General features: G+C 51.2%; 16 protein-coding genes. 11 read left to right on the top strand and 5 right to left on the bottom strand.

What is annotated here, in order from left to right:
• Positions 1 to 74: 74 nt before the first annotated feature.
• The 4 genes from yqaB (at position 75) to luxS (ending at position 3,390) form a co-directional block, all read left to right on the top strand.
• On the top strand, positions 75 to 641 hold the full coding sequence (gene yqaB, locus ACX1CU_RS04360; RefSeq protein WP_459401406.1) for a fructose-1-phosphate/6-phosphogluconate phosphatase: 567 nt from the start codon (positions 75 to 77) through the stop codon (positions 639 to 641).
• The gene (locus tag ACX1CU_RS04365; RefSeq protein WP_459401407.1) at positions 638 to 1,066 is read left to right on the top strand and encodes a YqaA family protein; all 429 of its coding nucleotides are present in this window, start codon (positions 638 to 640) and stop codon (positions 1,064 to 1,066) included. Before yqaB ends, ACX1CU_RS04365 begins: the two co-directional genes overlap by 4 nt.
• A gap of 82 nt (positions 1,067 to 1,148) precedes the next feature.
• Positions 1,149 to 2,711: a glutamate--cysteine ligase gene (gshA, locus tag ACX1CU_RS04370; RefSeq protein WP_459401408.1), complete on the top strand. Its 1,563-nt coding sequence runs from the start codon at positions 1,149 to 1,151 to the stop codon at positions 2,709 to 2,711.
• A gap of 163 nt (positions 2,712 to 2,874) precedes the next feature.
• Positions 2,875 to 3,390 carry an S-ribosylhomocysteine lyase gene (luxS, locus tag ACX1CU_RS04375; RefSeq protein ID WP_459401409.1) on the top strand — a complete coding sequence of 172 codons (516 nt, stop codon included), beginning with the start codon at positions 2,875 to 2,877 and terminating at the stop codon, positions 3,388 to 3,390.
• A gap of 72 nt (positions 3,391 to 3,462) precedes the next feature.
• Here luxS and ACX1CU_RS04380 read toward each other — a convergent pair whose 3' ends face one another.
• Both ACX1CU_RS04380 and ACX1CU_RS04385 read right to left on the bottom strand, forming a co-directional pair.
• A complete protein-coding gene (locus ACX1CU_RS04380; protein ID WP_459401410.1) occupies positions 3,463 to 4,752 on the bottom strand; it encodes an HlyC/CorC family transporter in 1,290 nt (429 codons plus the stop codon).
• Positions 4,753 to 4,816: 64 nt separating this feature from the next.
• Complete coding sequence (locus ACX1CU_RS04385) at positions 4,817 to 5,608, bottom strand: cytochrome C assembly family protein (RefSeq protein ID WP_459402720.1); 792 nt, start codon at positions 5,606 to 5,608, stop codon at positions 4,817 to 4,819.
• 166 nt (positions 5,609 to 5,774) lie between these two features.
• Between ACX1CU_RS04385 and ffh the strand changes: the two genes are divergently transcribed.
• From ffh to tnpA, 6 genes are all read left to right on the top strand, one after another.
• Entirely contained in the window at positions 5,775 to 7,136 is a 1,362-nt protein-coding gene (ffh, locus tag ACX1CU_RS04390) for a signal recognition particle protein (protein WP_459401411.1), read from the top strand.
• Between the two features lie 217 nt (positions 7,137 to 7,353).
• Positions 7,354 to 7,602 (top strand): 30S ribosomal protein S16, encoded by a 249-nt coding sequence (gene rpsP / locus ACX1CU_RS04395; RefSeq protein WP_037404063.1) that lies wholly within the window; start codon positions 7,354 to 7,356, stop codon positions 7,600 to 7,602.
• Between the two features lie 18 nt (positions 7,603 to 7,620).
• Positions 7,621 to 8,169 carry a ribosome maturation factor RimM gene (rimM, locus tag ACX1CU_RS04400; RefSeq protein ID WP_459401412.1) on the top strand — a complete coding sequence of 183 codons (549 nt, stop codon included), beginning with the start codon at positions 7,621 to 7,623 and terminating at the stop codon, positions 8,167 to 8,169.
• 52 nt (positions 8,170 to 8,221) lie between these two features.
• The gene (gene trmD / locus ACX1CU_RS04405; protein WP_459401413.1) at positions 8,222 to 8,965 is read left to right on the top strand and encodes a tRNA (guanosine(37)-N1)-methyltransferase TrmD; all 744 of its coding nucleotides are present in this window, start codon (positions 8,222 to 8,224) and stop codon (positions 8,963 to 8,965) included.
• A gap of 71 nt (positions 8,966 to 9,036) precedes the next feature.
• Complete coding sequence (gene rplS / locus ACX1CU_RS04410; RefSeq protein ID WP_004712521.1) at positions 9,037 to 9,393, top strand: 50S ribosomal protein L19; 357 nt, start codon at positions 9,037 to 9,039, stop codon at positions 9,391 to 9,393.
• A gap of 203 nt (positions 9,394 to 9,596) precedes the next feature.
• A complete protein-coding gene (gene tnpA / locus ACX1CU_RS04415) occupies positions 9,597 to 10,055 on the top strand; it encodes an IS200/IS605-like element IS1541B family transposase (protein ID WP_042659502.1) in 459 nt (152 codons plus the stop codon).
• Positions 10,056 to 10,238: 183 nt separating this feature from the next.
• Here tnpA and ACX1CU_RS04420 read toward each other — a convergent pair whose 3' ends face one another.
• The 3 genes from ACX1CU_RS04420 to ACX1CU_RS04430 form a co-directional block, all read right to left on the bottom strand.
• A complete protein-coding gene (locus ACX1CU_RS04420; RefSeq protein ID WP_459401414.1) occupies positions 10,239 to 10,460 on the bottom strand; it encodes a DNA-binding transcriptional regulator in 222 nt (73 codons plus the stop codon).
• Positions 10,461 to 10,702: 242 nt separating this feature from the next.
• On the bottom strand, positions 10,703 to 11,467 hold the full coding sequence (locus tag ACX1CU_RS04425; protein WP_459401415.1) for a DUF481 domain-containing protein: 765 nt from the start codon (positions 11,465 to 11,467) through the stop codon (positions 10,703 to 10,705).
• A 245-nt stretch (positions 11,468 to 11,712) separates the two neighbouring features.
• On the bottom strand, positions 11,713 to 13,059 hold the full coding sequence (locus tag ACX1CU_RS04430) for an anaerobic C4-dicarboxylate transporter (RefSeq protein WP_459401416.1): 1,347 nt from the start codon (positions 13,057 to 13,059) through the stop codon (positions 11,713 to 11,715).
• Positions 13,060 to 13,711: 652 nt separating this feature from the next.
• Between ACX1CU_RS04430 and ACX1CU_RS04435 the strand changes: the two genes are divergently transcribed.
• Positions 13,712 to 14,785, top strand: a complete 1,074-nt coding sequence (locus ACX1CU_RS04435; RefSeq protein WP_459401417.1) for a 3-deoxy-7-phosphoheptulonate synthase — start codon at positions 13,712 to 13,714, stop codon at positions 14,783 to 14,785.
• Positions 14,786 to 14,790 lie beyond the last annotated feature (5 nt).

Below are 14,790 nucleotides of genomic sequence, written 5' to 3' on the forward strand. Positions count from 1 at the left end.
TCATGTTCAAGCAGCGACAACCTTTCGGCTTTACGCTAAAGTGGTTTTCTTTCTTCAACGAGCATGGAGTCACGATGTACGATCGCTACCAGGGTCTGATCTTCGACATGGATGGTACGATTCTGGATACCGAATCGACGCATCGCGAGGCGTGGCATGAAGTGCTGGCACGCTACGGCATGAAGTTCGATGAGGCGGCAATGGTGGCGCTGAATGGCTCGCCAACTTGGCGTATCGCTCAGACGATCATTGTTGCGCACCAGGCCGATCTTGATCCCCACCATCTTGCGGCAGAGAAAACCCGAGCGGTAGAAGCCATGCTGCTGGACAGCGTTCGCCCATTGCCGTTGATTGAGGTGGTAAAATCCTATCATGGACGCCGCCCAATGGCGGTGGGGACCGGCAGCGAGCACCGTATGGCGGAGATGCTTTTACGCCATTTAGGTTTGCTCAACTGTTTTGATGCGATTGTGGGGGCTGACGATGTACAGCGTCATAAGCCGGAGCCGGATACCTTCCTGCGCTGCGCCGAACTGATCGGTATACCGCCAGAAAATTGCGTGGTGTTTGAAGATGCTGATTTTGGTATTGAAGCCGCCAAGCGCGCTAATATGGCCGTGGTCGACGTCCGGACATTGTGAATAGTACGCTGGCAATTCTGTCATTGTTTGGCAGCAGCTTTCTCAGTTCGACGCTGCTACCGGGCAATTCTGAAGTCGTGTTGGTCGCTGTGCTGACCAACAGCAGTGTTTCACCGAGTATATTGGTGCTGGTTGCGACGTTGGGCAATACCCTAGGTGGATTGACCAACGTGATTATTGGGCGCCTGTTACCGGCGTTGAAACCACAGCGGGGGCTGGAAACGGCACTCGGCTGGTTAAAACGCTTTGGCCCGGCTGCGCTGCTGCTCAGTTGGGTACCGGTAGTGGGCGATTTATTGTGCGTGTTGGCAGGCTGGCTGCGTATGCCATGGGGCTCTGTTACGCTGTTTCTGTGTGTCGGAAAAGCGTTGCGTTACATCATATTAACTATGATTACGCTACAGGGAATAGCCTGGTGGCATTAACCAAGTGAATATAACTCAATATTCTCTTGGGAGCAGATTCAGTATGCTGACAAGTTATCGTTTTTAGCAGCGGGAGGTCAATTTGATCCCGGACGTATCACAGGCGCTTTCTTGGTTGGAAGCCCACCCTCGTGCATTAAAAGGGATCCGGCGTGGTATTGAGCGCGAGACTCTGCGGGTTACCGCAGATGGCACGCTCGCCACTACCGGTCATCCAGAGAAACTGGGGGCGGCATTAACGCACCATTGGATTACCACAGACTTTGCCGAGGCGCTGTTAGAGTTTATTACGCCGGTTGATGACGACATCGATCACTTGCTGACGTTCTTGCGTGACATTCATCGTCATGTAGCACGGAATCTGGATGATGAGCGCATGTGGCCGCTGAGTATGCCGTGTTTCATCGAGGCCGAGCAGGATATTGAGCTGGCACAGTTTGGTTCGTCAAACATCGGCCGCATGAAAACGCTGTATCGCGAAGGCCTGAAGAATCGCTATGGCGCGTTGATGCAGACCATTTCTGGTGTGCACTATAATTTCTCCCTGCCGCTGGAGTTCTGGCAGGCATGGGCAGGGGTTGAAGACGCCGAAAGCGGTAAAGAGCAGATCTCGGCGGGATATTTCCGGCTGATTCGTAACTATTATCGTTTTGGTTGGGTGATTCCGTATCTGTTTGGCGCTTCCCCGGCAATTTGTTCCTCGTTCCTGAAAGGGCGAGAAACCGCGCTGCCGTTTGAGCGCAATGCGCAGGGCATGTGCTATTTGCCGTATGCCACTTCGTTGCGCTTGAGCGATCTCGGCTATACCAATAAGTCGCAGAGTAATCTGGGGATTACTTTCAACGACTTGCAAAGCTATGTGAAAGGGCTGAAGCGAGCGATCGCTACACCTTCTGAAGAGTATGCCAAGCTGGGAGTGAAAGACGGCGATCGCTATCTGCAGCTTAACAGCAACGTATTGCAGATAGAGAACGAGCTTTACGCCCCAATCCGGCCGAAGCGCGTCACCAATGACGGTGAAACGCCTTCAGATGCGCTGCTACGCGGCGGTATCGAATATATCGAAGTCCGTTCGCTCGACATCAACCCGTTCTCACCGATTGGTGTAGATGCCGTACAGGCCCGTTTCCTGGACTTGTTCCTGGTGTGGTGCGTATTGGCCGACGCGCCGGAGATGAGCAGCGACGAATTGCTGTGTACCCGTAAAAACTGGAACCGCGTGATTCTGGAAGGGCGTAAGCCGGGGCAAACTATTGGTATCGGCTGCAATGATACCCGCAAGCCTTTGGATAAAGTCGGTAAGGCGCTGTTTGACGATCTGAGGCGTGTCGCTGAAGTGCTGGATAGCGAGGCGGGTAATCAGCAGTATCAGCAGGTTTGTGATGAGCTGGTTGCCGCATTCGACGATCCTGAACTGACTTTCTCTGCCCGTATCCTGAAGGCGATGAAAGCCGGGGGAATCGGCCGTGTTGGCCTTGATCTGGCGGAGCAATACCGCAAGATGCTGATGGAAGAACCGCTGGAGCTGTTGACCGAAGAGCAACTGGCAAAGGAACAGCAGGCATCATGGCAGCGTCAGCATGAGCTGGAAGCCAGTGATACATTGAGCTTTGATGAATTCCTGAAGGCCAACGGCGGGAGCTGAAAAAGAAAAGGCCACATCAATGTGGCCAAATATACATCTCTGATACAGGGATGATGATAACAAATGCGCGTCTTTCATATACTCAGACTTGCTGGGTTAGAAAAGGTTTCCTCGTGTAGGAAAAAAGTTTCGAAATAAATGCTATTTATGAGGAGTTGACGACATGCCACTGTTGGATAGTTTTACCGTAGACCATACCCGCATGGCAGCTCCGGCTGTCCGCGTTGCTAAAACCATGAAAACTCCTCATGGCGATACCATCACCGTATTCGATCTGCGCTTCTGTCGCCCGAATCTGGAAGTGATGCCGGAACGTGGGATTCATACGTTGGAGCACCTGTTTGCTGGTTTTATGCGCGACCATCTGAATGGCAATGGTGTGGAGATTATCGACATCTCGCCAATGGGTTGCCGCACTGGGTTCTACATGAGCCTGATTGGTGTGCCAGAAGAGCAGCGGGTGGCCGATGCCTGGCAAGCGGCAATGGCTGACGTGCTGAAAGTGACTGACCAGCGTAAAATCCCTGAGCTAAATGAATTCCAATGTGGCACTTACCACATGCATTCATTGGAAGAAGCACAGGAGATTGCCAAGCATATTCTCGATCATGGCGTGGTCGTGAACCATAACGACGAATTGGCACTGCCGAAAGAGAAACTGCAGGAACTGCATATTTAGTTCTGCCAGTATTCACCTGGACGTAAAAAAGCCGCTGATAAAGCGGCTTTTTCCTTTACTTCAACCGGTTAATTAATGGTTCTGCACGCTGGCCTGCAACGATTTTATCGGTGTGACGCGTACCTGTTTGATCATGTTTTCCTGCACGTCGAGGATATCAATATCATAATGGCCAATGCGTACCCGTTTGCCGATGTCCGGGATCTCTTCCAACTCTTCCAGCAACATACCATTGATGGTACGGGCTTCCGTAGCGGGCAAGTTCCAGTTGAAGGCCTTATTTAACTCACGCACGTTGGCCGTGCCGTCAATCAATACCGAACCGTCGCTTTGTGGATTCACTTCTTCTGCCAGGGTCGGAGACATTGAGGTGGTGAAGTCGCCAACGATCTCTTCAAGAATATCCTCCACCGTGACCAAGCCCTGTATATCGCCGTATTCATCGACCACAATGCCGACTTTCTCTTTGTTACGCTGGAATTTCACCAGTTGCACATTGAGCGGCGTGCCTTCCGGCACGAAGTAAATTTCATCGGCGGCGCGCAGCAGGTTTTCTTTGTTGAACTCTTTTTTCTCGGTCATCAGGCGGTAAGCTTCACGCACGCGCAGCATACCGATGGAGTCGTCCAGCGAGCCGCGGTACAGCACGATGCGGCCATGCGGGGAGTGGGTTAGCTGACGCATGATCGACTTCCAGTCATCATTCACATCAATACCGACGATCTCGTTGCGCGGCACCATAATGTCGTCCACCGTCACTTTTTCCAGATCCAGTACCGAAATCAGCATGTCCTGATTGCGGCGCGAGATCTGTGACTGGGATTCATTGACGATGGTTCGCAGTTCATCTTGGCTCAAGGCACCACTGATACGTACATTGGTGCGAATGCCGAAAATACGCAATAGCAGGGTAGTGATGCCGTTTAGCAGCCACACCAGCGGAAACATAATCTTTTGCAGAGGAGTCAGCAGGAAGCTGCTGGGGAACGCGATGCGCTCAGGATGGAGTGCGGCAAAGGTCTTCGGTAACACTTCGGCGAACAGCAGGATGATAAAGGTGAGTATCCCGGTGGCGATGGCGACACCAATATCGCCATACAGGCGCATACCGACGATAGTCGCCAGCGCTGAGGCAAGAATATTGACCAGGTTATTACCGATTAATACCAGACCAATCAGGCGATCTGGCTTTTGTAGCAGTTTCTCCACCCGACGTGCGCCCCGATTGCCCTGCTTGGACAAATGGCGCAGGCGATAGCGGTTGAGCGTCATCATGCCGGTTTCGGAGGCTGAAAAATAAGCGGAGACCACAATCATAATCACCAGGATGAGGATGAGGGCCCCTGTCGAAACATGCTCCAACGCGGTATTCCTTATGCATAGAGAAAGAAGGCCTCACCGGAATGAGGAGGCACTAGAGAGTATTCTAGCGCACCATCACTTCCTGGATCAGGCGGCTGCCGAAATAGGCCAGCGTAAGAAGAAAGGCACCCGCAAAGCTGAACCAGACCACGCGGCGGCCACGCCAGCCTTCGTGATAGTGGCCCCACAGCAGGACGATGTAGACAAACCAAGCCATGATGGACAGCACGGCTTTATGCACGTTCTCTTTGCTGAACAGGTTATCCATGTAAAGCAGGCCGGTACACAGCGTCAGCGTTAGCAGCACAACACCGATCTGGGTGATGTGGAACATCTTGCGCTCAATACTCATCAGCGGTGGCATATCGGCGCTGAAACTGAGTTTTTTATTCTTCAACAAATAATCCAGCCAGGCCAATTGCAGGGCGTAGAGTGCCGCAATCATCAGCGTAGCGTAAGAGAACAGCGCCAGGCCAATATGCACCATCAGTTCCGGGCTGGCTTCCAGATGGGTAATAAACTCACCCGGCACAAAGCTGGCCAAGGCCAGATTGATAATCGCAAAGCTGTAAATAATTGGCAGCAGGAACCAGCCGCGATCGCGCGAGGCCACAAAGGTCATCACCGAACAGATAATCAGGCTGACCACCGAACCAATGTTCAACAGGCTTAGATTTTGCCCGGTGTTGACATCAAAAATGCGTTGCTGGAGCGCGACGGCATGGCAGATCAGCGCCACCACGGCCGAAACGATAGCCAGCCGACGGTAAGCGCTATTCTTCCGCAGCAAACTGGGAATAATCAGTCCAAGGCTGAGCAGGTAGGCGATCAAAGCCACAATGGAGAAAACTGGCATAGCGTTATTTAGCATCGGCATGGTTAATTGGAATGCCAGTATAGCGTTGAGCGCGCTTCACTCCAACCGATCTCCAACGCTGAGGCAGAGATCGTGTTTGCTTCGTGTTATAATCGCCGCAATTGTGTCGCCACTGCGGCCTGACTCTTACGTTGAGCATGAGACGATGTTTGAAAATTTAACCGATCGATTGTCGCGCACCCTGCGCAATATCAGCGGCCGTGGGCGGCTGACCGAAGATAATATTAAAGACACCCTGCGCGAAGTGCGTATGGCTCTGCTGGAAGCGGACGTTGCGCTGCCGGTGGTGCGTGACTTCATCAGCCGCGTCAAAGAGAGCGCGGTTGGTCATGAAGTGAACAAGAGCCTGACGCCGGGCCAAGAGTTCGTCAAGATCGTCAAGAACGAACTGATTGCCGCGATGGGCGAAGTGAATAATGAGCTGAACCTGGCGGCGCAGCCACCGGCCGTGGTGCTGATGGCGGGCCTGCAAGGTGCTGGTAAAACCACCAGCGTGGCTAAGCTCGGCAAGTTCCTGAAAGAAAAACAGAAGAAAAAAGTGCTGGTGGTTTCCGCCGACGTCTATCGCCCAGCGGCGATCCGGCAGTTGGAAACGCTGGCAGAAGGCGTGGGGATCGATTTCTTCCCGTCTGATGTGCAAGAAAAACCGATCGATATCGTTAACCGTGCGCTGCAACACGCCAAGCTGAAGTTTTACGACGTGCTGATCGTCGATACCGCTGGCCGTTTACACGTTGACGAAGCGATGATGGACGAAATCAAACAGGTACACGCGGCGATCAAGCCGGTGGAAACCCTGTTTGTGGTCGATGCCATGACCGGCCAGGATGCTGCCAATACCGCTAAAGCGTTCAACGAAGCGCTGCCGCTGACTGGGGTCGTGTTGACCAAAGTCGATGGTGATGCGCGCGGCGGTGCGGCGTTGTCTATTCGCCATATTACCGGCAAGCCGATCAAATTCCTCGGCGTGGGTGAAAAAACCGACGCGCTGGAGCCGTTCCACCCAGACCGCGTGGCTTCACGTATTCTCGGCATGGGCGATGTGCTGTCGCTGATCGAGGATATTGAAAGCAAAGTTGACCGTGCGCAGGCGGAAAAACTGGCTAACAAGCTGAAGAAGGGCGACGGTTTCGATCTGACCGACTTCCTGGAGCAGTTGAAGCAGATGCGTAACATGGGCGGTATGGCCAGCATGCTGAGTAAACTGCCGGGTGCCGGGCAACTGCCGGATAACGTGAAATCGCAGATGGACGATAAAGTTCTGGTGCGTATGGAGGCGATCATCAACTCCATGACGCTGAAAGAGCGCGCCAAGCCTGAAATTATCAAGGGCTCGCGCAAACGCCGTATCGCGATGGGTTCTGGCATGCAGGTGCAGGACGTTAACCGCTTGCTGAAACAGTTCGACGATATGCAGCGCATGATGAAAAAGATGAAGAAAGGCGGTATGGCGAAGATGATGCGTGGCATGAAAGGTATGATGCCGCCTGGCTTCCCAGGCCGCTAAAGCCGTTTGCATCTGTGGATGTGAACGCGTTCAACGATTTGCCGTTCGCGGTAAAAACCGCCTGAAAGTATCATGGCTGCAAAAACGAATTCTTGGCAATCGACGCTTTAGATTGCTTTTTGCGCCAAAATGAGTAAAATTTTCGGGCTTTTTATATTGCAACCGGGCCCCGTTCCCTCAATGGGGCCCGGCTGTTTTATTAACTAAAGAGGATGTTATGGTAACAATTCGTTTGGCACGTGGCGGCGCTAAAAAGCGTCCGTTCTATCAAGTAGTAGTGACCGACAGCCGCAATGCTCGTGATGGTCGTTTCATCGAGCGCGTAGGCTTTTTCAACCCGATCGCATCTGGTCAGGCTGAAGCACTGCGTCTGGACCTGGATCGCATTGAGCACTGGCAAGGTCTGGGTGCAACGGTTTCTGATCGCGTTTCTGCGCTGATCAAAGAAGCCAAGAAAGCAGCTTAATCTGTCGCGGTGGTGGCAATGAGCAAGCAACTCAAACCGGTAGCACCGATCGCGCCGATAGTACTCGGTAAAATGGGGTCTACTTACGGCATTCGTGGTTGGCTCAGAGTGTTTTCATCCACCGAAAATGCCGAAAGCATATTTGACTATCAGCCCTGGTTTATCCAGCTGGCAGGTAAGTGGCAGCTTGTCGAGTTGGAAGACTGGAAGCGCCACAGTCAGGATCTGATCATCAAAGTTAAAGGTATTGACGATCGGGATGCGGCGAATTTACTGACCAATTGCGAGATTGTGGTAGATTCCGAGCAGTTGCCTCCGCTGGAAGGCGATGATTATTACTGGAAAGACCTGATGGGCTGCCAGGTAATCGCCACTTCCGGATACGAACTGGGTAAAGTCGTCGATATGATGGAAACCGGTTCAAACGACGTGATGGTCGTGCGGGCAAACCTGAAAGATGCATTTGGCATGAAGGAGCGGTTGGTCCCGTTTCTTCATGGGCAGGTTATCAAGAAAGTCGATCTCGCTGCCAAGATTATTGAGGCAGAGTGGGATCCTGGTTTTTGACCTCCGGATTCAGCGGTCGAAGCAAGTGGAATAACAAGATGGGGATTGGCTGGTGTTCATTGGTATTGTAAGCCTGTTTCCTGAGATGTTCCGCGCAATCACCGATTACGGGGTGACTGGCCGGGCAGTAAAAAATGGCCTGCTGAGCGTGCAGTGTTGGAGTCCACGTGACTTCACCTACGACCGGCATCGTACCGTGGACGAGCGCCCTTACGGCGGCGGACCGGGAATGTTGATGATGGTGCAACCTTTGCGGGAAGCCATTCATGCAGCAAAAGCAGCGGCAGGCGAGGGAGCAAAGGTGATTTATCTGTCACCTCAGGGGCGCAAGCTGGATCAAACCGGTGTGCGCGAACTGGCGGCTAACCAGAAGATGATTCTGGTGTGTGGTCGCTACGAAGGGGTTGATGAGCGCGTGATCCAAACCGAAATTGACGAAGAATGGTCAATCGGCGATTACGTTCTCAGCGGTGGGGAACTGCCGGCAATGACCCTGATTGATTCAGTCGCCCGTTTTATACCGGGTGTGCTGGGCCATCAGGCTTCAGCAGAAGAGGACTCTTTTGTTGATGGATTGCTGGACTGCCCACACTACACCCGCCCCGAGGTGTTGGAAGGGATGGAGGTTCCGCCAGTTTTACTGTCGGGCAACCATGCCGAGATACGTCGCTGGCGCTTAAAGCAGTCGCTGGGCCGTACCTGGCTTAGAAGACCTGAACTTCTAGAAAGCCTAGCTCTGACTGACGAGCAAGCGGTGTTGCTGGCTGAGTTCCAACGGGAACATCAGGCCAAGTAACAGGACTATGAAGGGAACGTCTGACACAGACGGGACCGATATATCAGTTTACCTAGGGTAAGAGACATATTATGAGCAACATTATTAAGCAAATTGAACAAGAGCAGATGAAGCAAGACGTACCTGCATTCCGTCCGGGTGATTCCGTGGAAGTTAAGGTATGGGTCGTTGAAGGTAGCAAAAAACGTCTGCAGGCATTCGAGGGCGTGGTTATCGCTATCCGTAACCGCGGTCTGCACTCTGCATTCACTGTTCGTAAGATTTCCAACGGCGAAGGTGTTGAGCGTGTATTCCAGACTCACTCCCCAGTAATCGACAGCATTACTGTTAAGCGTCGTGGTGCCGTTCGTCAAGCCAAACTGTACTACCTGCGTGAGCGTACTGGTAAGTCTGCTCGTATCAAAGAGCGTCTGAACCGCGTTAACTAAGGTTACATCCGAAAGTTAATAGCTATCAGGGGCTTACCGTTATGGTAAGCCCCTTTTTTTGTGCACAGAAAACCTCCAGCTAGGCTGGAGGTTCCGTAAAGCTTTCAGCTTTGAGCCAGTTATAAAAACCCCTTTTGATTTGTTAAAACAGTTTGCGGTCTGGCAACTGCAAATATTCAACAAGAAATCAAAAGGGGGTCCCTATGAGGGACGAAAAGAGCTTAGCGCACACGCGATGGAACTGTAAATATCACATAGTATTTGCGCCGAAGTACCGAAGACAGGTGTTCTACGGGGAAAAGCGCAGAGCGATTGGCAGTATCTTAAGAAAGCTGTGCGAATGGAAGAACGTGAATATTCTGGAGGCAGAATGTTGTGTGGATCACATCCATATGCTTCTGGAAATCCCACCGAAGATGAGTGTGTCGGGCTTTATGGGATATCTGAAGGGAAAGAGCAGCCTGATGCTCTATGAGCAGTTTGGCGATTTGAAGTTCAAATACCGTAACAGGGAGTTTTGGTGTCGAGGGTATTACGTTGATACGGTTGGTAAAAATACAGCCAGGATACAAGAATACATAAAGCACCAACTGGAAGAGGATAAGATGGGTGAGCAGTTGTCGATCCCGTATCCGGGCAGCCCGTTTACGGGCCGTAAGTAATGCATAGATGCAAATGTCAGATCGCGATGCGCCTGTTAGGGCGCGGCAGGTAACAGAGCCTTATAGGCGCATATGAAAAACCTCCGGCTATGCCGGAGGATATTTATTTATGCAAAAAAACGGGTTACTGCCAAATCGTGTTTGCCAATGGAAATGCACGTGGTCAGTCACATAGAAAACCTATTACAGTGTTGCTGTGGCGCGCTGCTTGCCTTTTTCCGGATGCGGTTGCGCCGGAACGATATCACCAGGTTTTACAATGACACGGGCTACCGATTCATGGGTGGCAAACGTGCAACTGCAATTAATGTTCTGGCATTGGTGATAACGTTCTTTAGTCGACTCAGTCAAATAACGACTGGAGCGAGTGTGTGCCACGCTGCCACACAGTGGACAATGCATCATAGAAACCCCCTCTTGATAAAACGCTATTGAGTTAAACCACACTCAAGAAAAAATACCGATGTCCCCTAACGATCTATTCTTGCTGGTCATAATAACTGTATATACATACAGTATTAAGCTAATTGCTAAAGTCGTCAAGTGAGATATGATTTTTTTTAGCAGAATGTGTAATGCAGCGTGGTAAGTATAAAAAAAGCCCATCAATGATGGGCTTAGAAGAGAGAGGCTGGAAAGCGAGAGAATTACAAACCGTAAACCAGCGTGACTGAGGTGGTGGTATCCGTGTTCTTTGGTGCTGATGCTGGCGGCTTACTGTTGTAAGTCACGGTGTAAGCCAAGCGCAAAGAGAAATCGTTGTTGATTGATACGTTCAGCGCGGTTTCTGAGTTGATGGTGGTTTCATCGTTAGCCAGCGCGGATAAACCTTCTGAGAAACGAGCATTGTCCGTCAACCGGTAAGAATAGTTAGCTGCACCGTAGGCCAGAGCACGGGTAGAGCGACCACCACCGCGATATTCATCGTGGCGAACCCCAGGGCCGAATTCCACACGCAGGTCATGAAGTGGGCCGTTGAAGATCTGGCGACCATAACCCCCGGTCACGGTCGTACGTGAATTATAACCGTTGAAGCGATCGTTCAACCAACCGGCCTGACCAAACATATAGTTACGGCTGGTCAGATTCTGACGGGTACGGCCACTTGCCTGATATCTTTCTGAGGAGCGCACATTGGAAGACGTACTATTGTTCGCTGCCCCCCACAGGCTGTAAGCGGCATCGCTGTTAAACCAGGTCATGGTGGTGTTGGCTAACAGCGTGGAGTTCTGCGAGTTGCCAGACTGGGCGTTATAACCCGCCTGAATATTCCCATCAAACGGCTTCTTGGCGGTCGACGGATCGTCCATCGCGGTGAAGAGGGTGTTGTCGGCAAGGGCTGGGATACTGGTGAAAGCGGTCAAGCAGCTGAAATACAGCGGAATGGCGCGACGAGCGCGTAAAGAGAGCATTTTGGATCCAGTTGTTAAGAGTGATAATAAGTGATAACTGTCACATTATATCGGTTCGTCACTGCGACAAAAATAGCCTCGATTAGCTTAAGTTTTTAATTTTCATTCGCTACTTATTCATTTTTCTTCTACTGCATTTTCTGGCATTAGTAGCATAAAGTGCTTATTAGCCTTAATGTTGAACGGGGTATTGAGACGGGCTTGGTTACACGGCAACGGTAGCGGCCCGTTGCCGTGCAGGGGTTTTACAGGAAGGTGGTCACCAAAATATAACCGGTGATGCAGGAGCTCAGCACACCGATCAACCCTGGAATGATAAAGCTGTGGTTGATGATAAATTTGCCGATCCGCGTTGTCCCTGAGCGGTCAAAACCAATACAGGCCAAATCGCTAGGGTAAGTTGGCAATACAAAGTAACCGTAAGCCGCTGGGAAGAAGGCCAGTAACATTTTTGGGTCAACGCCTAATTGCAACGCCATAGGGGCAATTGCGGTCAGAGCAGCGGCTTGGCTGTTAACCAGCTTAGAAACCAGGAACAGAACGATCGCGTAGGTCCAGGGTTGGCTTTTGACGACATCTTCCAGCAGCAGCTTTAAATCGCCCATATGCGCCTGGAAGAAGGTATCACTCATCCAGGCCACGCCGAATACCGAGAATATCGCCACCATCCCGGCCTTGAACACGGCGCCGTTGGCAATGTCACCCGGTTTCACTTTGCAGCCCATCAGGATGACGGCACCGGCAATCAACATCATCATCTGGATGACCAGATTCATTGACAGTGGCTTCAGCGCACCTTTTGCATCAACAAATGAAGGACGCATATCGGCAAAAGCCCCCAACAGCACCACGATAGCGATAGCGGCGAAGAAAATGGCGGTGGACCAATAAGCCTGTTTCGGGAATTTTTGGTTGAGCAGCGTTTCGGTACTGCCATAAATGTAAGCGCGTTGTTCTGGGTCCTGAATTTTTGCCTGGAACTCCGGGTCTTTATCCAGATCTTTACCACGGCGCAGGCTCCACAAGGCGGCCATCAGTACCCCCACCAGCGACGCTGGGATGGATACCGCAAGAATTTCAACCAGCGTATAAGCCTTACCGATGCCATGACCGGCCGCGATGATCGAAACCAATGAGACAACCGCCACGGAAACCGGTGATGCGGTAATGGCCATTTGCGAAGCGACGGAGGCTACGGCCATCGGGCGTTCCGGGCGGATCCCTTTTTTAATAGCGATGTCGGAGATAATCGGGAACATGGTGTAAACCACGTGCCCAGTACCGCACAGGAAGGTCAGCGTCCAGGTGGTTAACGGGGCTAGCAGCGTAATGTGCTGTGGGTGACGGCGCAGCAGTCGTTCGGCATATTGCATCATAACGTTCAGGCCACCCGCGGTTTGCAACACCGAGGCACAGCCAATGACCGCCAGAATAGTCAGCATGACATCAACAGGAGGTTTTCCAGGCTCAAGCCCGAATATAAAGCACAACAGGAATAAACCAATGCCGCTAATTAAGCCCAGCCCCATACCACCAAATCGGGTGCCGACTAATAAGCAGAGAATAATAATCGCGAATTCCAGAGTTATCATGAGTGTCCCTTGTGAGAAATGAAAAACTGCTAATGGTTATCACCCCTTAAGGCAGATGAGGCGGGCTCTGTCTGTGCAGATTACCTCTTAAGAGGTGCAAACGATTTGCAGTCATGATTATTTATTTGGCAGGGGATAACTGTGAGATTAAGCAATGTTTATTCAATACTTGTTTTAAATCTGCAGGAATTAATGGAAATGAATAATGATTGAAAATCAATTGCCAGTTAATTGTAGGGTAATTGTTCTTTAGTTGTTTAATTTATTGGCCGCTTTATGTTGCTACTGATGCTGATTATTTTTTACGCAGAGGATTTGCTGCAAGGCGTGATACTTTTTCAACGAATCTGGATCTCACAAGTGTGTAAACATTTTTGTACGTAAATTGTTTGCATTTCTGAAGTTATTGACTCCATTTTACAAGCTGATGAACTGTGAAAACTCAGCGTGACTTAGTTTTATCCTTATTTATCAATTTATTGAATTTGTCTGTGGGTGGTTTTTGGTCTGCTTTATCAAGGTTTTTTATGGTGGTAATTTTTTATTTACAGTAAATGGATTGAAATCTTTACATGGCATGGTAATGTAGGCGCTATAACGCTTAATGTTCTATCAACGCTCACGTATAACGGCACAAGACAGGAATAGCATCATGCAAAAAGACGCGCTCAACAACGTACATATCAGTGCAGAACAGGTTCTGATTACCCCGGAAGAGCTGAAAAACCAACACCCGCTCAGTGCTCGTGACGAGAATGAAATCTCGGCTGCGCGCCAAACTATTGCCAACATTCTGAAAGGGCAGGATCACCGTCTGTTGGTGGTGTGCGGGCCTTGTTCGATCCATGATCCGGATGCAGCGCTGGATTACGCGCGTCGTTTGCAAACCCTGTCGGCTGAATTGAGCGATCAGCTATATATCGTTATGCGTGTCTATTTTGAAAAGCCAAGAACCACGGTCGGCTGGAAAGGTTTGATCAACGATCCGCATATGGATGGAACCTTTGATGTTGAAGCTGGTTTACACATCGCGCGTCGCCTGCTGCTGGATCTGGTGGGCATGGGCTTGCCGTTGGCCACCGAAGCGTTGGATCCTAACAGCCCACAATATTTAGGCGATCTGTTCAGTTGGTCGGCGATCGGCGCGCGTACTACGGAATCCCAGACGCACCGCGAGATGGCCTCCGGTCTCTCAATGCCGGTCGGCTTCAAAAATGGCACCGACGGTAGCCTAGGTACGGCGATCAACGCTATGCGTGCGGCTTCGATGCAACACCGCTTCGTCGGGATCAATCAGGCTGGGCAGGTGTGCTTGCTGCAAACTCAGGGCAACCCAGACGGCCACGTGATCCTGCGCGGAGGCAAGACGCCAAACTACAGCGCGGAACACGTTGCTGCTTGCGAAAAACAGATGCAGGATGCAGGACTCCAGCCGTCCTTGATGATAGATTGCAGCCATGGCAACTCAAATAAAGACTATCGCCGTCAGCCGGCCGTTGCCGAGTCCGTCGTTGAGCAGATCAAAGCGGGTAACCGTTCGATCACCGGTATTATGCTGGAGAGCAATCTGCACGAAGGGAATCAGTCGTCTGAGCAACCGCGTGCAGAAATGCGTTACGGTGTTTCAGTGACCGATGCCTGCATCAACTGGGAAAGTACGGAAACCCTGCTGCGCCAAATGCATCAGGAACTCGGCGCGGTGCTGATGGCTCGCACTGGAGAATAGTGAGT

It is taken from the genome of Serratia sp. D1N4 (genome assembly GCF_054552755.1).